This window comes from Paracoccus sp. IB05 (assembly GCF_016405985.1).
Lineage (GTDB): Bacteria > Pseudomonadota > Alphaproteobacteria > Rhodobacterales > Rhodobacteraceae > Pseudogemmobacter.
Window position 1 is genome coordinate 1 of sequence record NZ_JAEFCF010000041.1, and the last position, 20,855, is coordinate 20,855.

17 protein-coding genes, 1 tRNA gene and 1 pseudogene are annotated in these 20,855 nt (G+C 63.3%); 11 read left to right on the forward strand and 8 right to left on the reverse strand.

Annotation, left to right across the window (positions count from 1 at the left end; all coding sequences use genetic code 11):
- Positions 1 to 52: 52 nt before the first annotated feature.
- The 3 genes from JC607_RS25560 to JC607_RS20650 all read right to left on the reverse strand — a co-directional run bounded on the left by JC607_RS25560 (position 53) and on the right by JC607_RS20650 (position 2,850).
- Positions 53 to 208, reverse strand: coding sequence for an SOS response-associated peptidase family protein (locus tag JC607_RS25560; protein WP_233093057.1), 156 nt, complete (start codon positions 206 to 208; stop codon positions 53 to 55).
- Positions 209 to 667: 459 nt separating this feature from the next.
- A tRNA-Gly gene (locus JC607_RS20645) sits at positions 668 to 741 on the reverse strand.
- Between the two features lie 72 nt (positions 742 to 813).
- A complete protein-coding gene (locus tag JC607_RS20650) occupies positions 814 to 2,850 on the reverse strand; it encodes an ASKHA domain-containing protein (RefSeq protein ID WP_198838712.1) in 2,037 nt (678 codons plus the stop codon).
- Positions 2,851 to 3,079: 229 nt separating this feature from the next.
- Between JC607_RS20650 and JC607_RS20655 the strand changes: the two genes are divergently transcribed.
- From JC607_RS20655 to JC607_RS20675, 5 genes are all read left to right on the forward strand, one after another.
- The gene (locus JC607_RS20655) at positions 3,080 to 4,900 is read left to right on the forward strand and encodes an ABC-F family ATP-binding cassette domain-containing protein (RefSeq protein ID WP_198838713.1); all 1,821 of its coding nucleotides are present in this window, start codon (positions 3,080 to 3,082) and stop codon (positions 4,898 to 4,900) included.
- A gap of 343 nt (positions 4,901 to 5,243) precedes the next feature.
- Complete coding sequence (locus JC607_RS20660) at positions 5,244 to 5,852, forward strand: outer membrane protein (protein ID WP_198838714.1); 609 nt, start codon at positions 5,244 to 5,246, stop codon at positions 5,850 to 5,852.
- A 317-nt stretch (positions 5,853 to 6,169) separates the two neighbouring features.
- Positions 6,170 to 7,633 (forward strand): cysteine--tRNA ligase, encoded by a 1,464-nt coding sequence (gene cysS, locus JC607_RS20665; RefSeq protein ID WP_198838715.1) that lies wholly within the window; start codon positions 6,170 to 6,172, stop codon positions 7,631 to 7,633.
- A gap of 79 nt (positions 7,634 to 7,712) precedes the next feature.
- Positions 7,713 to 9,332 (forward strand): citramalate synthase, encoded by a 1,620-nt coding sequence (cimA, locus tag JC607_RS20670; RefSeq protein WP_198838716.1) that lies wholly within the window; start codon positions 7,713 to 7,715, stop codon positions 9,330 to 9,332.
- Positions 9,329 to 10,096: a squalene/phytoene synthase family protein gene (locus JC607_RS20675; protein WP_198838717.1), complete on the forward strand. Its 768-nt coding sequence runs from the start codon at positions 9,329 to 9,331 to the stop codon at positions 10,094 to 10,096. The genes cimA and JC607_RS20675 overlap by 4 nt, the downstream gene beginning before the upstream one ends.
- Here JC607_RS20675 and JC607_RS20680 read toward each other — a convergent pair whose 3' ends face one another.
- Positions 10,097 to 11,314 carry an MFS transporter gene (locus tag JC607_RS20680; RefSeq protein ID WP_198838718.1) on the reverse strand — a complete coding sequence of 406 codons (1,218 nt, stop codon included), beginning with the start codon at positions 11,312 to 11,314 and terminating at the stop codon, positions 10,097 to 10,099. It lies immediately after the preceding gene.
- A 103-nt stretch (positions 11,315 to 11,417) separates the two neighbouring features.
- Here JC607_RS20680 and JC607_RS20685 point away from each other — a divergent pair, with 103 nt between their 5' ends.
- Both JC607_RS20685 and JC607_RS20690 read left to right on the forward strand, forming a co-directional pair.
- The gene (locus tag JC607_RS20685) at positions 11,418 to 12,053 is read left to right on the forward strand and encodes a DNA-3-methyladenine glycosylase (protein WP_198838719.1); all 636 of its coding nucleotides are present in this window, start codon (positions 11,418 to 11,420) and stop codon (positions 12,051 to 12,053) included.
- The gene (locus JC607_RS20690) at positions 12,050 to 12,709 is read left to right on the forward strand and encodes an alpha/beta hydrolase (protein WP_198838720.1); all 660 of its coding nucleotides are present in this window, start codon (positions 12,050 to 12,052) and stop codon (positions 12,707 to 12,709) included. Before JC607_RS20685 ends, JC607_RS20690 begins: the two co-directional genes overlap by 4 nt.
- Positions 12,710 to 13,112: 403 nt before the next feature.
- Here the strand turns inward: JC607_RS20690 and JC607_RS20695 are convergent.
- The 3 genes and pseudogenes from JC607_RS20695 to speB all read right to left on the reverse strand — a co-directional run.
- A pseudogene (locus tag JC607_RS20695) lies at positions 13,113 to 13,319 on the reverse strand (transposase); the annotation flags it as partial.
- A gap of 275 nt (positions 13,320 to 13,594) precedes the next feature.
- Positions 13,595 to 14,575, reverse strand: coding sequence for a glucokinase (locus JC607_RS20700; RefSeq protein WP_198838721.1), 981 nt, complete (start codon positions 14,573 to 14,575; stop codon positions 13,595 to 13,597).
- A gap of 99 nt (positions 14,576 to 14,674) precedes the next feature.
- A complete protein-coding gene (gene speB, locus JC607_RS20705) occupies positions 14,675 to 15,637 on the reverse strand; it encodes an agmatinase (protein ID WP_198838722.1) in 963 nt (320 codons plus the stop codon).
- Positions 15,638 to 15,759: 122 nt separating this feature from the next.
- On the opposite strand from speB, the gene JC607_RS20710 reads away from it, so the two are divergent.
- Positions 15,760 to 16,770 carry a hypothetical protein gene (locus JC607_RS20710; RefSeq protein ID WP_198838723.1) on the forward strand — a complete coding sequence of 337 codons (1,011 nt, stop codon included), beginning with the start codon at positions 15,760 to 15,762 and terminating at the stop codon, positions 16,768 to 16,770.
- A 4-nt stretch (positions 16,771 to 16,774) separates the two neighbouring features.
- Here the strand turns inward: JC607_RS20710 and JC607_RS20715 are convergent, their stop codons facing one another.
- Positions 16,775 to 17,470: a type 1 glutamine amidotransferase gene (locus JC607_RS20715; protein WP_198838724.1), complete on the reverse strand. Its 696-nt coding sequence runs from the start codon at positions 17,468 to 17,470 to the stop codon at positions 16,775 to 16,777.
- Positions 17,471 to 17,657: 187 nt separating this feature from the next.
- Between JC607_RS20715 and guaB the strand changes: the two genes are divergently transcribed.
- The 3 genes from guaB (at position 17,658) to JC607_RS20730 (ending at position 20,800) form a co-directional block, all read left to right on the forward strand.
- Positions 17,658 to 19,106, forward strand: a complete 1,449-nt coding sequence (gene guaB, locus JC607_RS20720) for an IMP dehydrogenase (protein WP_198838725.1) — start codon at positions 17,658 to 17,660, stop codon at positions 19,104 to 19,106.
- A 223-nt stretch (positions 19,107 to 19,329) separates the two neighbouring features.
- Complete coding sequence (locus JC607_RS20725; protein WP_198838726.1) at positions 19,330 to 19,545, forward strand: hypothetical protein; 216 nt, start codon at positions 19,330 to 19,332, stop codon at positions 19,543 to 19,545.
- Positions 19,546 to 19,630: 85 nt separating this feature from the next.
- Positions 19,631 to 20,800, forward strand: a complete 1,170-nt coding sequence (locus JC607_RS20730; RefSeq protein ID WP_198838727.1) for an RsmB/NOP family class I SAM-dependent RNA methyltransferase — start codon at positions 19,631 to 19,633, stop codon at positions 20,798 to 20,800.
- The last annotated feature ends 55 nt before the right edge of the window (positions 20,801 to 20,855 follow it).

Here is a 20,855-nt window from a genome sequence, read left to right on the forward strand (position 1 = left end):
TGAACGAGAGCAGATGATGAGACGTGAAGGCGTCTAAGAAACTCGGGGCTATTCAAAGGGTCTGGATCGTGCAGGTCAACAGGTTGCGCCAGCGGCTCGCCAGGCCGGCGAGGAACAGGGTTTCCTCGTTCCCCGCCGAGCGGATGAAGTGCGGCTGCCGCCGGCCCTTCGCCCCGGTCCATTCATAGAAGCCGCCTACCGGGATCAGGCAGCACCCGTGCCGCCAGACGCGGCGGAAGGCGGGCTTCTCCCGCGCCCCCTAGATCCAGCCGTTGAAGTTGGTTGCCTTCCAGTCCCTCGCCTCCGGCCCGCCGAACCATGACGGGATCAGCCACCAGCGCGCGACCATGGCCTCAAGCGGTCACTTGCCGAGGACCAGGACCGGCTAAGTGGGCTTGACGTTGAACCGGATTGATCTTGAGCACAGCTCGTGTGCAGCCCCTCGGATCTCAGGTTCGGATCGACAACACGTCCGCACATCCTGACGCTCTCCGTTAGTCCGCAGCCTCACCGACGCGGCATTCGCTCGCTCAAATTGGAGCCAAGACCGGAATCAATCCATTTCAAAGGGCTACTGGTAGTATCACGGAGAATGGATAGATTGTTGGATAGCACAACAAGCGAGATCGAAAATTTGTCAATAAAAACAATGAATTAGTGAATTGATTGGAGCGGGTGAAGGGAATCGAACCCTCGTATTCAGCTTGGGAAGCTGCTGCTCTGCCATTGAGCTACACCCGCATAGCTGTTCAGCTAAGCGAGTGGCGAGGCAAGGTCAAGCGGGGCGCTGCGGCGGATTGCGGTTTTCGGGGCTCAGCGCCGGCGTCGGCGGCCTTCTCCACCGCCGGATCCTCCGGTGTTGAAGGAGACGTCGGGAAGCGTGACCACTTTCGCGAGTTCGGGAAAGAGATCGACCGCATTGGGGATTGCGCTTGCGTTGACGAAATGCTCCTGGAAGCGCGGCTCGATCGCGGTCTCGACTTTGTGAATCTCGTGCACGGTCGCCTCGATCTGATCGCGGGCCGCACGGTTCAGGAGCGCGATCCGTGCGCCGGTGCCGGCGGCATTGCCGGCCGAGGTGACGTGATCCAGCGGCACATCCGGGATCATCCCCAGCACCATCGCGTGTTTCGGCGAGATATGCGCGCCAAACGCGCCGGCCAGCGTCACGCGGTCGACATGATCGATGCCCATCGCATCCATCAGAAGCTTTGCCCCGGCATAGAGTGCCGATTTTGCCAGTTGAATCGCGCGGATATCGCCCTGTGTTACAGTGATCCGGGGACCGCCCTCTGCGCTGCCATCATGGATCAGATAAGAGAAGGTACGGCCATGCGGCTCGGCGCGCGGCGTGCCGGTCTGGTCTGGGCCGCCGATCAATCCACTCGCATCGACGAGGCCCGCCATCCGCATCTCGGCCACGGCTTCGATGATGCCGGAGCCGCAGATGCCGGTGATGCCGGTTGTTGCGGTGGCTTCGGTGAAGCCCGGCTCATCCGACCAGAGTTCGGATCCGATCACCCGGAAGCGCGGCTCTTTCGTGATCGGGTCGATGGTGAGGCGCTCGATCGCACCAGGGGCCGCGCGCTGGCCGGAGGAAATCTGCGCCCCTTCAAAGGCGGGACCGGTGGGAGAGGAACAGGCCAGGACACGGCTTTCATTCCCGAGCAGGATCTCGGCATTGGTGCCAACATCAACAATGAGCACCATGTCTTTGGATTTATTGGGCTCTTCGGAAAGTGCCACGGCTGCGGCATCGGCGCCGACATGGCCTGCGATACAGGGCAGGACATAGACCCGGGCATTGTGGTTCATCGCCGTCAGATCCAGCGCGCGCGCATCAAGCGAGAGCGAATCCGAGGTCGCCAGCGCGAAAGGCGCCTGGCCGAGTTCCACCGGATCAATCCCGAGGAAGAGGTGATGCATCACCGGATTGAAAACAATCACCATTTCATAGATCTGCGAGGGCGAAATGCCGGCTTCCTCCGAGATCGACAGCACCAGATTATTGATCGCCTCGCGCACGGCTTTGGTCATCTCGACATCGCCGCCGGGGTTCATCATCGCGTAGGAGACCCGGCTCATCAGGTCTTCGCCGAAGCGGATCTGCGGGTTCATCAGGCCAGAGGAGGCCAGCACCTTGCCGGTCGAAAGGTCGCAAAGATGCGCCGCGATGGTGGTGGAGCCGAGATCGACGGCGAGGCCGAATAGCGGCGCGTCAGAATAGCCGGGGAAGAGGTCGAGAATGCGATGCGCCTCGTCGTGATTGCCCTGATTCAGGATCGCGGTGACCTTCCATTCCCCCTTGCGCAGCACGGTCTGGAGTTTGCGCAGGATGGTAAGATCTGCCGTTACATCTTTGATATTCCACTGATCCTGCAAGGCCCGCTTCAGGCGTTCGAAATCGCCGGTCGGGATATGCATGTCGGGCTCTTCGACCTCGACATAGAAGCTGCGGGTGGCGGGATCCATCGCGATGTCGCGCTCTGTGGCGGATTTGCGGATCACCTGCTTATGGACCTGGCTCTCGGGCGGCACGTCGATGACGATATCGCCCATCACCTTGGCCTGGCAGCCAAGGCGGCGGCCCTCTTTCAGCCCGCGGATGCGGTTGTAGCGATCCTCGACCGCGTTCCATTCGGAAAGCGCGCCGGGTTCGACGGTGACGCCATGTTTCGGGAATTCGCCATAGCCCGGGGTGATCTGGCATTTCGAACAGATGCCGCGGCCGCCGCACACAGAATCGAGATCGACGCCGAGGCTGCGCGCGGCCTGGAGGACCGGGGTGCCATGGGCGAAACGTCCGCGTTTGCCCGATGGGGTGAAAATGACGAGTGCGTCTTCTGACATGGGTTTGGCCTCTGGTCCTCTCGCGCAACCCTGGTTCTAGCGGGAATGGGCGGCGGGGCAAGGGCGGGAAGCGTCAGGTTGCGCCCTGTTCGCGGCGTGATCGCGACAGGAACGGTGCCGCGTGGCTGCAACGGCGCAGTCGGGGGCCAGCCCCCGAACCCCCGGAGTATTTTTATCAGGAGGAAAAGGAGGAGTTGACGGCATGCAAGGCTGCGCATAGCGGAGGCGCATGGCACGCGCACCTCTTCTTCAGCTTTCGGGGATTTCGCTGACTTTCGGCGGCAATCCGGTATTCGATGATCTTTCGCTGACCGTTCAGCCGGGTGACCGGGTGGCGCTGGTCGGGCGCAATGGCACCGGAAAATCCACACTTATGAAAGTGATGGCCGGCCTTGTTGAGGCGGATAAGGGCCAGGTCGTGGTGCCTGCAGGCGTCACGGTCGGCTATATGGAGCAGGATCCGGATCTGTCCGGCTTTGCGACTCTGGGTGAATTCGCGGCCTCGAAATTGCCCGAGGATGAGGCATGGCGGCTCTCGACCGTGGCGGATGGGTTGAAATTCGACCCGGATGTGCCGGTGGCGACGGCGTCGGGCGGCGAGAAACGCCGGGCGGCTCTGGCGAAACTGCTCGCCGAGGCGCCGGAACTTATGCTCCTCGATGAGCCGACCAACCATCTGGACATTCAGGCCATTGAATGGCTGGAAAATGAGCTGCGCGACACGCGGGCGGCTTTCGTGCTGATCAGCCATGACCGCGCGTTTCTGAAGACCCTGACGCGCGCCACTTTGTGGATAGATCGCGGCGAGGTGCGGCGGCGCGAATCCGGGTTCGACGGTTTCGAGGACTGGCGCGAGACGATCTGGGCCGAAGAAGACGAGGCGCGTCACAAGCTGGATCGCAAGATCAAGGCCGAGGCGAAATGGGCGGTCGAGGGCATTTCTGCCCGCCGCAAGCGCAACCAGGGCCGGGTCCGGGCGCTCGCGGCTCTGCGCGAGGAGCGGTCCTCGCAGATCCGCCGCCAGGGCACGGCGGCGATGGCGCTGGAAAGCGGGCCGGTCTCGGGCAAACGGGTGATCGAGGCGGTCGGGCTGACCAAGGGCTTTGGCGATAAGACGATTGTCAGGGATTTTGACCTGCGGGTGCAGCGCGGTGACCGTGTGGCTTTTGTCGGCCCGAACGGGGTTGGCAAGACCACGCTGCTGAAACTGCTGACCGGCGAGATTGCCCCCGATGCCGGGACGGTCACGCTTGGGACCAGCCTTGAGATCGCGGTTTTCGACCAGACGCGTTCGCGCCTCGATCCCGAGGCGAGCCTTTGGGAAAACCTGACCGGGGATCCGCTGATGGCGGTTTCGGGGGCGTCGGATCAGGTCATGGTGCGGGGGGTGCCGAAACATGTGGTCGGCTATCTGAAGGATTTTCTCTTTGATGAGGGGCAGGCGCGGGCGCCGGTGCGCTCGTTGTCGGGGGGCGAAAAGGCGCGGCTTTTGTTGGCTAAAATCATGGCCTTGCCGTCAAATCTTCTGATCCTGGACGAGCCGACCAATGACCTTGATGTCGAAACGCTCGATTTGTTGCAGGATATCCTCGGCGAATTTGACGGAACGGTGCTGCTGGTCAGCCATGACCGTGATTTCATTGACCGGGTGGCGACCGCGACCGTGGCGATGGAGGGGGATGGCCAGGTGACGGCCTATCCCGGCGGCTGGTCGGATTATGTGCGCCAAAGGCCTGACCGGCAGGCGCAAATGATCGCAGCCCCAAAGGCCACGCCAAAAGCTGTCGAGAAAGAAACCGCAGTCACATCAAACGGTTCTGCTCTGTCTTTCACAGAAAAAAAGCGGCTCGCGGACCTGCCGTCGCAGATGGAAAAGCTGGAGGCAGAGATCAACCGTCTCAGTGACCTTCTTGCCCAGGCCGATCTGTTCGAGCGTGAGCCGGTCAAATTCCGCAAGGCCAGTGAGATGCTGGCCGAACGTGAGGCCGCTCTGGCTGCGGCGGAAGCAGAATGGCTCGGCCTCGCGGAACGGGCCGAAGGCCAGGGCTGAGCGCACTCCAACCTGCTCTGACTGGCATTCCGCCCGGCGATACGGGCGGAATGCAGCCGGTTTTCGATTTGGCCCAAGCAGCTTTTGGCCAGAGGTAAACCGATCTGTTCACAATTGATCGCGCAGTGCTCACGCCATGGTGAGGTCGGGTTGCGCAGGCGCTCAAAGGCTCCGATGTCTGTCGCAGCACATCCCCGGCGGAGGCGGCGTCCTGAAAACCGGATGCCGTCTGGCAAGTGACGAGGGAAGGGCCCTCCTGTTCCTCATGGATCAGCGCGGCGCCTTTCTCTGAAGGCACTGTCCGGAGCCCGATCGGGGGGATGCGGAACAAAGGAGTTAACGAATGAAACGTATCGCAGCGATCCTCGCTTTCAGTGCAGTGGCAGCCCCTGCTTTTGCCGGCGGCCCGGCCGTCGTGGTGGATGAGCCAGTGGTGATCGCCCCGGCCCCGGTCGTGGTCTCGGCCCCGCAGGGCAACTGGGCTGGCTTTTACGGTGGTGCCAGCCTTGGCTATGGCAATTTCGATGGCGAAACCGCCGGCGTGAAAGTGCTGGATGGCGATGGCGCAATCGGCGGCGTGCAGCTCGGCTACCGCTGGGACCTCGGCAATACCGTGATCGGTGTTGAAGGGGCTTTCGCAGGCTCGAACATCAAGGATGATGCGGTCGACGCCAAGCTGAAGAACAAAACCGACCTCAAGCTGCAGCTCGGCTATGATCTCGGCCAGTCGCTGATCTATGCGACCGCCGGTGCGTCCTGGGCCAAGGCCAGCATCGCTGGCACCGATTATTCGGACAATGGCTGGGTCGCCGGTCTCGGCTATGACTATGACCTCGGCAATAACTGGATCGTGGGTGCCGAATACCTCTACAACAAATACGACAATTTCGACAATTCAAACGTCGATCTTGACGGCAGCACTTTCGCGATCCGGGCGAACTACCGCTTCTGATCCGGGGCACTGACCCAACTGCAATCCGGGCGCCGCCAGCCATTGGCGGCGCCTTTTTTTGTCCGGCGCCGTGGCTCAGGGCACAGGAAAGGTCTTGGCCTCGCCGCGCAGCCATGGCACAGAGCAACACGACGACAGAAAGTGAAACGGGGCGCAGGACCCCAAAGTGAAGGGGCCGGTCGAATGACAAGATTGCGCATGACCTTCATCTGCTGCATTACCCGCTGATCCAGGATCGCGCGGGCGGCTTCGTCTTATCCCAGACAGAACCGGTAAGCCCCGCGCGGGGGAGAAGCATCGCGCGAGGAGCATAACGGGTGACCATCCGGCTGACCAATACGAAGACGCGTCGCAAGGAAGTGTTTGAGCCGATCAACAGGGATCGGGTGCAGATCTATGTCTGTGGCCCGACCGTCTATGACCGCGCCCATATCGGCAATGCCCGCCCGGTGGTGGTTTTTGACACGCTCTTCCGGTTGATGCGGCATGTTTATGGTGCAGATTCGGTGGTTTACGCGCGAAACTTCACGGATGTTGACGACAAGATCAACGCCCGCGCCGCCGAGACCGGCCGCCCGATCCGCGACATCACCGATGAAACCATCCGCTGGTATCACGAGGATATGGATGCGCTCGGCGCGCTGCGCCCGACGCATGAGCCGCGCGCGACCGAATATATCGGCGCGATGATCACGATGATCGAGGGGCTGATCGAAAGCGGCCATGCCTATGCGGCCGCAGGTCATGTGCTGTTCCGGGTGCGCAGCTATCAGGATTACGGCGCGCTGTCGGGGCGTTCGGTCGATGATATGATCGCGGGCGCCCGGGTCGAGGTCGCGCCCTATAAGGAAGACCCGATGGATTTCGTGCTCTGGAAGCCTTCGGACGAAGGCGTTCCGGGCTGGGACAGCCCCTGGGGGTACGGGCGGCCCGGCTGGCATATCGAATGCTCGGCCATGTCCTATGAATTGCTCGGCGAGAGCTTCGACATTCATGGCGGCGGGCTTGATCTGCAATTCCCGCATCATGAGAATGAGATCGCGCAAAGCTGCTGCGCCCATCCGCATGGGTCTTTCGCACGGGTCTGGATGCATAATGAGATGCTCCAGGTCGAAGGGAAGAAAATGTCCAAATCTCTGGGCAATTTTTTCACTGTGCGCGATCTGCTGGAGCAGGGCTATCCGGGCGAGGTGATCCGGATGGTCTATCTGGGCACCCATTACGGCAAGCCGATGGACTGGACGCATGAGAAGGCGGTTCAGGCCGAGGGGACATTGCGCAAGATTGCCCTGTTCCTCAATGAGGACATGTTGACGAAGCCGATGGTTGACTGGAGGTATGCGAGGCCAACCGATGACGTCGTTGAAGCCCTTTCAAACGATCTGAACACCTCCCTGGCCCTGACTTATATTCACAAATACCTAAAAGAGCGCAACGAGTTGGCTCTTGTTGGGTCGCTGACGCTTTTGGGCCTGAACCCAGAGATTATCCGCGAGAAGTTTTTGTCTTTTTCTTTTGGCATTGCAGACAATGGTTTCGCCAAAAAAACAAGCCTGAGCTCTTGGGGCAGCTCGGAAGTCAATCTCCAACGGATAGAGGAGTTGGGCATCCGCCTTGACACACTTCGCCTAAGCGCGATGGAAACTAAGGATTTTTCTAAGGTGGACGCGATGAAGACCGCGCTGCTGGCGGCAGGCGTTGAGGTGCGGATGTCGAAAGCGGGGGTCGAGCTGATGCCGGGCCCTGGTTTCGATGCAAGCAAGCTGGAGGCGCTGGACTGATGGCACTGGCAGGCGATGGAGGGCTGTCTGCCCCCCACACCCCCCGAGAGTATTTTCGTCAGGAGGAAGGGAGCCTGCGATGAAGGAGCGTCTTTATCTCTTTGACACCACTTTGCGCGACGGGCAGCAGACCCAGGGCGTGCAATTCTCGGCCGCAGAGAAAATGGCGATTGCGCGGGCGCTGGACCGGCTTGGGGTGGATTATATTGAGGGCGGCTGGCCGGGCGCGAACCCGACCGACAGCGATTTCTTCCGCGAGGCGCCGCAGACCAGGGCGGTGATGACCGCTTTTGGCATGACGAAGCGGGTCGGGCGTTCGGCGGAGAATGACGATGTGCTGGCGGCGGTGCTGGATGCGGGAACGCCTGCGGTTTGCCTGGTGGGGAAGACGCATGAGTTTCATGTCACAACCGCGCTTGGTGTGACGCTGGAGGAAAACCTCGAGGCGATTTCGGCGTCTTTGCGCCATGTCGTGGCGAAAGGGCGCGAGGCTTTGTTTGATGCCGAGCATTTCTTTGATGGCTACCGCGCCAATCCGATCTATGCGCTGGATTGTCTGCGCGCAGCCGAAGCGGCGGGCGCGCGCTGGATCGTGCTTTGCGACACCAATGGCGGAACGCTGCCGGGTGAGGTCGGGCAGGTGGTCCGCGAGGTGATCGCGGCGGGCATTCCGGGGACGAGGCTTGGCATCCATTGCCATGACGATACCGGCAATGCGGTCGCCAATTCGCTTGCGGCGGTCGAGGCGGGGTGCCGTCAGATCCAGGGCACGCTGAATGGGCTGGGCGAGCGCTGCGGCAATGCCAATCTGGTGACGCTGATCCCGACGCTGAAGTTGAAAGCGCCCTTTGCCGAGGCGCTTGAAACCGGGGTCACCGATCAGGCGATGGCCACGCTGGTAAAGACCAGCCGGATGCTTGACGATATTCTGAACCGGGTTCCGTTGCGCTCGGCGCCCTATGTCGGGGCCTCGGCTTTTGCCCATAAGGCAGGGCTGCATGCCAGTGCGATCCTCAAGGATCCCTCGACCTATGAGCATATGGATCCGGGGCTTGTCGGCAATACCCGGCAGATCCCGATGTCGAACCAGGCCGGGCAGTCGAATCTGCGGGCGCAGCTGGCGGCAGCGGGGATCATGGTCGATCCGAAAGACCCGCGCCTTGCGCTGATCCTTGAAGAGGTGAAACGGCGCGAAGATCAGGGCTATGCCTATGATGGCGCCCAGGCCTCGTTCGAGATGGTGGCGCGGCGCGAGCTGGGGCTGGCGGCGCATTTCTTCGAAGTGCTGCGCTACCGGGTGACGGTCGAGCGGCGTGATGAGCCCGATGGCAGTCGCCGGACCCTCTCGGAAGCGGTGGTGGTGGTCGATGCCGGGGGCGAGCGGATGCTCTCGGTTTCGGAAAGCCAGGACGGGGCGGGGAATGACCGCGGCCCGGTCAATGCCTTGTGGAAGGCGCTGGCCAAGGATCTGGGCCCCTGGCAGGCGCTGATCGGGGATATGCGGCTCGTGGATTTCAAGGTCCGGATCACGCAGGGCGGCACCGAGGCGGTTACCCGGGTGATCATCGACAGTGAGGATGGCAAGGGGCGGCGCTGGTCGACGGTTGGGGTCTCGCCCAACATCGTCGATGCGTCTTTCGAGGCGCTGCTTGACGCGGTGCGCTGGAAGCTGACCCGCGATACGGAGGCGGCGTCGTGAGCCTTGACGCCTGTGCCGCGCTGGTTGCGCGCGGTGATCCCGACCGCTGGCAGGCGCTGATGGCGGCGCCGGTTCAGGCGCGGGCTGTTCTTTTGCCGCTTTACGCGTTCAATCTGGAACTCGCGCGCATCCCCTGGGCCACAAAAGAGCCGATGATCGCCGAGATGCGGCTGCAATGGTGGCGCGAGGTGGTCGAGGCCGCGATTGCCGGAGAGCCCGCGCGTGCGCATGAGGTGGCGGGGCCGCTGAACGCGCTGATCCGTGAGAAATCGCTGCCTTTCGAGGCCTTTGACCAGATGATCGAGGCGCGCCGCCATGACGCCTGGGGTGGGGTTTTCACCTCGGAGACCGCCTTTTACGACTATCTGGGCGCGACCGGCGGCGGGCTGATGTGGCTTTCGGCGCTGGCGCTTGGGGCAGGGCCTGCGGCAGAGGAGCCGGTGCGGCTTTATGGCCGGGCCTCGGCGATGGCGGGCTATTTCCTCGCGGTGCCGGAACTGACCGCGCGGGGCCGTCACCCCTTGCCCGAGGCCGCGCCGGAGGCGCTGGCGCGCGAGGGGCTCGGGTGGTTGCAGGCGGCAAGGGCAGGGCGACGCAGCATCCCACGGGCGGCAAGGGCGGCACTTTTGCCGGGCTGGCAGGCCGGGGCGGTTCTGGCGCGCGCTTTGGCGGATCCGGCTGCGATCGCCGAGGGCCGGCTGACACTTGCGGAATTCAGCCGGCGCGGCGGGTTGTTATGGCAGGCCCTCAGCGGGCGGTTCTGATCACGCCTCTTTCGGGCGCAGCCAGAGCCAGATCAGCGCCCCGCCGGCCAGCACGAGGAAAGGCAGCATCGCAAGATTGACCATCTGCCAGCCGGTCTGGGGCGATCCCCCCGAGCAGTTCATCAGCCCGCCTGAGGACAGCGAAGCCAGCGTCACGCCCCCGAACACGACCAGATCGTTCAGCCCCTGCAGGCGGCCACGCTCTTCCGGGCGCTGTGCGGCGGTCAGCATCGTGGTCGCGCCGATGAAGCCGAAATTCCAGCCAAGGCCCAGCAGGATCAGCGCGGCGTAGAAATGCTCAAGCTGGACGCCGGTCATCGCGACCGCTCCGGCGCCGGCGAGGATCATCAGCCCGATGGCAATGATTTTCTCGACCCCGAAACGGGAGATCAGATGGCCGGTGAAGAAGCTCGGCAGATACATGGCCAGCACATGGGCCGAGACGATGTTCGAGGCATCGGATTTCTCAAAGCCGCAGCCCACCACCGCCAGCGGTGACGAGGTCATGACGAGGTTCATCAGCGCGTAAGACACCGTGGCGCAGATCATCGCGACCGCGATCACGGGGGTGCGGATCAGCTCGCCCCGGCTGCGGCCCTGGCCAGTGACGACACGCGCAACAGGGCGCGGGATTTTCAGCGCGAAGAACAGGAAAAGGCCGATCAGGTTGATTGCGATGATGGCGAGATAGCTGCCGGTAAAGGTGATGACCAGCGCATCCGAGGTCGCGCGGAAGATCAGCGGCGCCAGCATCGCGGAAAGCAGCCCGCCCCCCATGACCCAGGAAATGGCGCGTGGGCGGAAGCTGTCTGATGCGGTATCCGCCGCGGCGAAACGGTAGAAGCCCTGCGCGCTCATATAGATGCCGGAACAGAAGGCTCCGATGCAAAAGAGGGTGAAACTGCCCACCCAGAGGCCCCAGGCGCCGAAGACCCCGCCGAGCGCGCCGCCAAGCGCACCGAGGATAAACCCTGCCGCCCGCCCGTAGCGCTGCATGAAGGCCGATATCGGCGTGGCGCTCAGCATCGATCCCAGCACCGTGAGCGTGATCGGAAGCGTCGCCCAGCAGATGTTTGAGGCAAGGCTTTGCCCCGCCAGCCCCGCCACGGTGAAGATCAGCGGCATCTGCACGCCCAGGAGTGCCTGGGCGATGATCAGGATCATCACATTGCGCCTGGCCAGCGCGTCGGAAGCGGGAGAGGGATGAGTCGCGGTCATGGCCTGAGGTAAGGGCTTCCCGGGGGGCAGGGTCAAGGGGCCGCCAGCACCGTGGCACTGCGGCGGATTGCCATTGGCGGCGGCACATGATCAGGATGCGCCCATGACCATGCCCCGCATCATTCTGGGCGAGCCCTGTCTCGCCGAAGGGATTGACTGGCTCTCGCGCCTCGATCCGCGCTTTGCCCATGCCGCCGGGCTGACCGGAATGCCGCCATTGCGGCTGCGCCCGGATGGGTTCGAAGCGCTGCTGGATGCGATCATCTCGCAGCAGGTCTCGGTCGCTTCGGCCACAGCGATCCGGGCACGGATGGCAGCGGCGGGCTATCTCGATGAGGACCGCATTGACGCGGCCAGCGAAGAGGATCTGCGCGCAGCCGGGCTGTCGCGACAGAAGGCGCGCTATGCCAGGGCGCTGGCGGCGGCGCGGCTGGATTATGCGGGGCTCAGGCAGGCGCCGACCGATGGGGTGATTGCAACGCTGGTGGCGCTGCCCGGGATCGGGCGCTGGACCGCCGAGATCTATGCGATGTTCGCGCTTGGCCATGCCGATGTCTTCGCACCCGGCGATCTGGCCTTGCAGGAATCCGCGCGCCGGCTGTTTGGCCTCGACGAACGCCCCTCCGAGAAGGATCTCCGCACCATGTCGCTGGCCTGGGCGCCCTGGAGATCGGTTGCGGCACGGCTTTTGTGGTCCTACTACCGGGTGGACAGGGGCCGTGAAGGGATCATGGGATGAGAGAGCTGAAATTCGGACGCAAGGGTGCAGCGCAGGGACGGGCGAAATCGCTGATCGTGTTCCTGCATGGTTACGGCGCCGACGGAAATGACCTGCTGGGCCTTGCCGATGCGCTGGCGCCGCATTTGCCGGATACGGCTTTTGCCGCGCCCGACGCGCCGGAACCCTGCGCCGGCACGCCCTTTGGCCGGCAGTGGTTCCCGATTCCATGGCTCGATGGCTCGTCCGAAGAGGCGGCGCGCCAGGGATTGCTTGCGGCGGCAGACGACCTGAACGGTTTTCTGGATGCGCAGCTGAAACAAGAGGGGCTGGAGCCCTCCGCTCTGGCGCTGATCGGGTTCTCGCAAGGCGCGATGATGAGCCTGCATGTCGCCCCGCGCCGCAGCCTGCCGCTGGCAGGAATTGTCGCAATTTCCGGGCGGCTGCTCGCGCCGGACTTGCTCGCATCTGAGGCGAAGGTGAAGCCCCCGGTGCTGCTGATCCATGGCGATCAGGATCCTGTGGTCCCCTTCGAGGATATGTCCCTTGCAGGAGACGCGCTGGTCAGCGCCGGGTTCGAGACCTTTGCGCATGTGATGCAGGGGACCGGTCACGGCATCGCGCCCGACGGCCTCGGCGCCGCGCTCGGCTTCCTCAGGGAACGGCTGCCGGGATGATTGTCACTGGCCGGGCGGAGGGCGCTGCCCCCGTCCCGTTCCGGGATTCCCCCGGGATATTCAGAGATGGAGGAAGATCGCGCTGATGTGGTTTACCTGTCGCTGAATATCCCCGATGGAGATGGCAGAAGCATGTCCGTAAGGCCTTGAAACCATTTACGCCAAATCCGCGGATGCAGCGCGCTGTGTGACAGCTTTATGCGTCGGGTGAGGCACAGCGATTAACTCTTATGGCCGCCTCGTCGGCAAATGCAGATATGGGCTTAAGGCGTTCGAGATTATATTTTTTTCGTTTTCCTTTCTGAAGTTTGAATGTGGATTTTTACGTTTCTTTTTCTGCGCGTCAATAAACCGGTCTATTCTTGCCTTTCTCTATATAACATACGGATTTAAAAGGTAATCATCCGGCGAAGAGCCAGGCCGTCCTGCCTGGGGCGACACCGCGCAGCGCGCGTTCGGGTGCATTCTTCGTCAGGCAAATCCGGCCGTCATCGGGGAAGCAGGTGAAGGCTTCCCGGCGACCGTCTTCCCCGAACATGTCGTTGATCGCCCTGGCGACGGGGGTGTGCTTCGACATACCGGCGCGTTCCGCCCGCAACCCGGTCTGCAAAGACAGCTGCAGCATGTCCACAGATATGGATACCCCCGGCACGCGACGGCGCCGGCAGAAGGCGCTGCCGCGCCGGAAAAGATGAGAATTCTTACCCCTGATTGCCCCCGTCAGGCGCGGGCCGCACAGCCTGGGATTGGTGATGTGTGACACCTCTGTGTGTCACCCCGGGATCAATCCCTGACCCTTTCCATTGACCCCAAATCCCAAACCGGCGCGACGGCCTTCAACTCTCCCCGCCGGAGGCTTCCGCAACAGGTCATAAACAGGCGGGTTCAATGCGCGCGCAGCGCTTCAAGCCAGGCGGCGCAGCCGGTCAGGGCGGCGTAATCGTCTTCCACAACCGAGACGCGGAAGGCATGGGTCAGCAGATCGACCCGGCGCGGTTCGCGGAACTGTGCGGCGAGGTGATGCTGTTCGAACCAGGGCGTCATCGCCCGGGCCATGCCGCCGATCAGATAGATGCCGCCCCAGGGCAGATAGCTCAGCGCCAGATCAGAGAGGAAACCGGCCAGGATATGGCTGTAGAGCCGCGCGGCTTCCGCGGCGACCAGGTCTCCTGCCGTCAGGAGCCCGAGGATTTCGGCCGAGGATTTCCCGTCCTGGCTGCCGGCCTGATGGCTTGCGAAACTGTAGAGATTGGCAAGGCCGCGCCCGGCGAGGACTTCCTCGACCCCGCAATGCGCGACCTCACCGCGATCCTGCAACAGCGTCTCGATGAACCGCAGAAGCGCGAGGTCCTCCTCACTGCGGACCGGCATGTTCATATGGCCGCTTTCCGAGGGCGGCACCACGCGATCAGCCCCGTGACCATAGACCGGCGCGGCATTGACCCCGGTCCCGAGACCCACAACCAGCATGGTCTGGCCCGGAACCGCCGCACCGTCGATCAGCGGCCTCAGGCAATCGGGCGCGATATGGCCAAGCGCGTGGCCCTGGGCCTGGAGGTCGTTCAGGATCGAGACCCGGTGCGCGCCGGTGGCGCCGCGCAGTTTGGTCTCATCCATTGCCCAGTCGAGATTGGTCATGGTCGCGACCCCGTCCTGCACCGGGCCGGCGGCCGCGACACAGACGCCCTCAACCGTCACGCCGGCCTCCGCGAGATAGTCGCGCAGGATCGCGGCAATATCCTGGCCGCGCGCCTTGTATTCCGCATTCGGAAAGCGCCGGATCGACCCTTCGACCACCTGTGCCCCATCAGCGAGGGCGACCCGCGTATTGGTGCCGCCGATATCGGCAAGGATCGCCAGAGCCATAGGTCACTCCATCACAAGGCCGGGCAGCGGGGTATTCCCGCTGCCGTTATCGCTATCATTTGCCGATTGATACCGGGTCAGACCCGGTCACGGCAAGCCTCAGCCGCGTTTCCCGCGCGCATGGAGGATGAAACCGAGGAAATTCAGCAGCACCTGGGCGGCAAGGATCTGCGTCGAGCCGGAGTGATCATAATCCGGCGCCACCTCGACCAGGTCCATGCCGACCACCTCATGGCGGTTGGCGACGGCCTGCAGCACCTCGAGCACTTCATAATAGAGGAAGCCGCCATGCGAGGGCGTGCCGGTGCCCGGGGCGATCGAGGGGCAGAAGCCGTCAATGTCGATCGTCACATAGACGCGGGCATCTGCCGGGATGCGGGCCAGAACACCCTCGGTGCCCAGTTTGCGGGCCTGGCGCACCGAGATGATGTCATCGCCCATCTTGCGCGCTGCGTCATAGCCGTCTTTCGCGGTCGAAGACACATTGCGGATCCCGAGCGCGGTGATGCCGGTGACATAGTCCTTTTCGGCGGCGCGGCGCATCGGGTTGCCATGGCCGTGACGCACGCCATGCCGGATATCGACGAAATCGAGATGGGCATCGATTTGCAGGATATGAATCGGGCCACGGCCCTCAAAGGCGCGGATACAGGGGATATTGATCGAATGATCGCCGCCCAGCACCACCGGCAGGGCGCCGGCATCAAGCATGGCGCGCACGCCCGCCTCGATATTGGCGTGGCTGGTTTCGGTATCGGTATGGACGATATCCGCATCGCCGATATCGACGATCCGCACATCCTCGGCCAGATAGGTCGCGTCATCCTCGTGATCATAGGCGCCGCCCAGCCCGAAGGAAAACAGCGTCGAGGCTTCGCGGATCGCGCGCGGTCCGAAACGGGCGCCGGCGCGGAACTGGGTGCCGAAGTCGAAAGGTGCGCCCATCACCGCCACATCGGCGTCAATCTTGTCCCAGTCCGGCTGGTAAGCGTTTTTGCCGAAAGTGGAAATTCCCACGAAGGGCAGGTTCAGCCGGGCGGGCTTTGTGGTGTTCGAAGTCATAAGGTCTCTCCCCGTTTCGCGCGACATTGGTGCTGACGTTGCGGAATGGCAAGCCCACCCGCGACATCAGATCGCCTTGAGGCGACCGCAATTCCCGGCTTTGCTGCGCCGAGGAGGTGACCATGTCCCAGGATCCCGCAGGGTTTCGCCCCAAACGCTTTCCGGCGCCGGAATTTCCGCCGCGCCAGACCCGGCTTTTTGCCCGGACGCCGCCGGTGATTTTTACCGCGCTGGCCGGGCTGATGTCGGTGCCTCTGGTTCTGCGCGAGGTGCTGATTGCCACCGATCTGCCGGTGGCGGCGGCTGATATGGCGGCGGGGATCTTACTGGCATTCTGGCTGTTCTGTACCTTCGCGCTGACTGTGAGGATCGTTCAGCTACCTTCTGTAATTACAGATGATTTTCGGGTTATCGTTTCCCGCAACGGGCTGTTTTCGGCGATGATTTCTGGGATGATTGCGGGCCAGCTGATCCGGCCTCTCTGGCCTGCGATCTCATTGGGGCTGACCCTGGTCGCGCTGGTGGCGCATCTGGGTCTGGCGCTGGTCTTTTTCACCCTGGCCTGGCGCAACCGGCGCGAAGCCAGGCCTCATTCCTGGGCCTGGCAAGATCCGGGGATGCAGTTGATCTGTGCCGGGCCATTGGTGGCGGTGCCTGCACTGATTGGGCAAGGCTGGACCGGCGCAGCGCTTGGTCTGAGCGCGCTTTGCCTGGTGCCGGCGAGCCTTGCCTTGCTGGCAGGGCTGGTCGCGCTGCTGCGCGAGCAGACCCCGGCACCTCTGCGCCCGATGCTGGTGCTGCATCTGGCGCCGGTTGCGCTCTGTGCCATTGTGGCGCTGGACTTTGGTCAGGAAACCCTGGCTGCGGTTCTGGGACTGACCGCTCTTCTCATGCTGTTCGTGATGGTCGCAGCCGTCGGCTGGCTGTCACGGGCGGGGTTCACGCCGATTTGGGGCAGTGCGATCTGGCCAATCGTTCTGGTGGCAGACAGCCTGGCACAGGGCGGTGCCACAGGGACATCCGCTGCCGTCTTGCTGGCCGTTTCTGTATTTGCAGCAGTGGTTTGCTGGCGGATTTTCAGGCTTTGGCCAAAGGGAAGGCTCGCCGATATGACCAATACCGGCGAGGCCTGACCGCTCAGATCAGGGCGACCCAGGCGCGGGCCAGGGCGAGGCCGGTTTCATCGGCAGCCGCGCCCCATTTTTCGGCCTCGGCCGGCATGTCCTTCACCCATCCCTTACGGGTGGCTTCGATCACATCGGGGAATTCGCGGTTCCAGGCGGCGGCGACATTGCGGTTCGCTTCGAAATGGAACTGCATGCCGTAAGTGGCGCGCCCGATCCGGAAACACTGGTTCTCAGCGACCGGAGAACTGGCCAGACGCACCGCATTTTCGGGCAGGGTAAAGGTGTCGGTATGCATCTGATAGATGCGGAATGGCGTGGCCGCTGCCTGCATCACCGCGTCCTCCGCCGCCTCGGGCAAGGGCATGACCTCGCACCAGCCGGCCTCGACCGCGACGCCGCGCAGATTCTGCCCGCCAAAGGCGCGTGCAAGGATCTGCGAGCCGAGGCAGATCCCCAGAACCGGCTTGTCGGCCAGGCTATAGGCGCGCATCAGATCGGCCAGCGGGTCGAGATAGGGATGCGTCTCGACATCATCGGCATATTGTTCGCCGCCAAACACCACCAGCGCATCGGTATCGGGCGAAAGCGGCAGAGCCTCGCCATTGCGCGGCTTGATCAGGTTGATCGCGGCACCCGCCTCATGCAGCGCGATGCCGACCTGGCCGTGCTGGGTGCTGGGGGTGTTTTCGACGATAGTGACGCGCATGGGCCGGTCCCTGGGAAAGAATTATTCCTGCCATATCGTCAGGGCACCCGCGAACAGGCAAGGGGGCAAAGCGGGTGAAAGACGTATTTCACGGATCTGTTTCACAAAAGCCGGGCAGACCCCCTTGCGCAACCGGCGGGGAAGTGAAAAGGGGAACCGCCAAACGACGATCCCTGAGGAGATTCCTATGGAGATTCGCGAGGCTCTCACCTTCGACGATGTCCTGCTTGTTCCCGCAGCAAGCTCGGTTCTGCCAAACACGGCAGATACCTCGACCTTTGTGACAAAATCCATCCGGATGAACATCCCGCTTCTGTCCAGCGCGATGGATACGGTGACCGAGGGGCGGATGGCGATTGCCATGGCCCAGTCCGGTGGCATCGGGGTGATCCACCGCAATCTCGATATCGAGACCCAGGCCCGTGAAGTGCGCCGGGTGAAGCGGTTCGAATCCGGCGTGGTCTATGCGCCGATCACGCTGCGCGCCGATCAGACGCTGGCAGACGCCAAAGAGCTGATGGAGCGCTACAATATCACCGGCTTCCCGGTGGTGGACGGCGATAACCGCGTCGTTGGCATTGTGACCAATCGCGATATGCGCTTTGCCTCGGATGACAAAACGCCGGTCTCGGTGATGATGTCGTCGGACAATCTCGCGCTGCTGCACGAGCCGGTCGATCGCGACGCGGCGATCAGCCTGATGAAGGCACGCCGCATCGAGAAACTGATGGTCACCGATGGCACCGGTAAGCTGACCGGCCTTCTGACCCTGAAAGACACCGAGCAATCGGTCCTGAACCCGCAGGCCTGCAAGGATGAGCTGGGGCGGCTTCGGGTCGCTGCGGCCTCGACCGTGGGCAATGAGGGGTTCGAGCGGTCAAAGGCGCTGATCGAGGCCGGGGTGGATATGGTGGTGATCGACACCGCGCATGGCCATTCGGAAGGCGTCGCGATGGCGGTGGAGCGGATCAAGAACTTCTCGAACGCGGTCCAGGTGGTCGCGGGCAATGTGGCGACCGGCAAGGCGACTGCCGCGCTGATCAGGGCGGGCGCGGATGCAGTCAAGGTGGGGATCGGCCCGGGCTCGATCTGCACCACGCGGATCGTCGCGGGTGTGGGCGTGCCGCAACTGACCGCAATCATGGAATCGGCAGCCGCTGCCGGAGACGTGCCGGTGATCGCCGATGGTGGCATCAAATTCTCGGGCGATTTCGCGAAAGCCATCGCGGCGGGCGCCAGCTGCGCCATGGTCGGATCGGCCATTGCCGGCACCGACGAGAGCCCCGGCGAGGTGATCCTGTGGAACGGTCGCTCATATAAAAGCTATCGCGGTATGGGCAGCCTTGGCGCCATGGCGCGCGGCTCGGCGGATCGTTATTTCCAGAAGGATGCGGCCTCGGACAAGCTGGTGCCGGAAGGGATCGAAGGCCAGGTGCCCTATAAGGGCCCGGTTGCAACGGTGCTGCATCAGATGGTGGGGGGGCTGCGCGCTGCGATGGGCTATACCGGCAATGCCACGGTGGCCGATATGCGCAATGGCTGCGAATTTGTCCGTATCACCGGGGCAGGGCTTAAAGAAAGCCATGTCCATGATGTGCAGATCACCCGCGAAAGCCCGAATTACCGCGTCGGCTGAGCCGGATGCAGACAAATGGCAAAGGCGGTCCCGCGGGGCCGCCTTTTTCACATCCGTGGATCAGGTCAGCCTCCAGGCGCCTTGGGGTATTTTAACAAATTATTGAATGTTAATAATTATTTTATCATTTTTGGGAAATTGGCCCCCAGATCCACCTGCGAGAAGCAAGCCTGAAGCGAGAGGAGCGGCGCTGGCGAAACTGCAAACATGGCCCGGGCTCGGGGTGAATCTGCGTTACAGCGCCATCGTCTTAATCGCTATCGGCATGATCAACAGCGGCGGCACTATCCGGATCAGAGGCAGCGGCGGCAGGCCAAAGGCGGCGTTTGATGCCTGGCTGGGCAGGCCTGAACCGGCATCGGATCTGACCATAACGCCCCGCCGCATCAAGGCTGTCGCGCGGCAGGGCGATCCATTTAAGGCGATGGTCTTGCCTTAAGCGCGGTTTCATCCGATCAGGGCCAGGCCAGACTTATGATGTGATCCCCGTCACATTGCCCTCCGTTCACAGGAAGGAAACCGACATGCGTTCCCCGGGCCGCGCCGCCGCAGCAATCGAGATCCTTGATCAGATCCTGGCCGGAGCCCCGGCTGAAAAAGCACTGCTCGCCTGGGGCAGGGCCTCGCGCTTTGCCGGGTCGAAAGACCGCGCGGCAGTGCGTGATCTTGTCTTCGATGCGCTGCGCCAGCGGCGTTCGGCGCTGGCGATGGCTGGAACGGGGGGCGGTATGGGGGGCGGTATGGGCCGGGCGCTGGTTCTGGGCGTTTTACGGCTCAGGGGCGAAGATATCGGGCTCTGGTTTGACGGCTCGGACCACGCGCCGGCGCCTCTGAGCGAGTCCGAGACGCCGCGTTCCGCCGAAGGGGCCGAGGCCTTCGACATTCCCGACTGGCTTGAGCCCCCGTTGCGCGAGGCGCTCGGGGCCGATTTCGTGCCGGTCATGGCGGCGATGCGGTTGCGTGCCCCGGTGATCCTGCGCGTTAACACCGCCCGGATCAGCCGCGAGGCCGCCATCGCGGCGCTTGCGGCGGAAGGGATCGAGACCGTGCCGCATCCGCTTGCCGCAACCGCATTGGAGGCGCGCTCCGGCCAGCGGCTGATCGCATCGGGCAGGGTCTTTGCCGATGGGCTGGTCGAATTGCAGGATGCCGCGTCGCAGGCGGTGGTGCTGGGGCTGCCACTGAAAGACGGGATGAAGGTTCTGGATCTTTGTGCCGGCGGCGGCGGCAAAACCCTGGCGATGGGGGCGATGGCGCGGTTGTCGCTGACCGCCCATGACGCCAGCCCGCGCCGGATGGAGGATCTGAAAACCCGTGCCGCCCGTGCGGGCCTGCAGGTCCGGCTCAGCGCAAGGCCCGAGGACGCGGCGCCCTATGATCTGGTGCTGACCGATGTGCCCTGTTCCGGCTCGGGCAGCTGGCGGCGCGACCCGGAAGGGAAATGGCAATTGACGCCGGAGCGCCTCGCCGCGCTGACCCACCTCCAGGCGGAAATTCTTGACCGTGCGGCGGCGATGACCGCCCGCGGCGGATGGCTCGCCTATGCGACCTGTTCTTTCCTGCGCGCGGAAAATGAGGACCAGGTCGAGGCCTTTCTGGCCCGCCATGCCGGCTGGACCAGGGCCTCCAGTCGCCGCTATGGCCCGCTTGAGGGCGGTGACGGGTTCTTCTCGGCGCTGTTGTCGCGGGCCTGATCCGCCGCTCCGGTCATTTTTGCCCGCCTTAAAAGGTGGTGCCAGGGCTGCATCC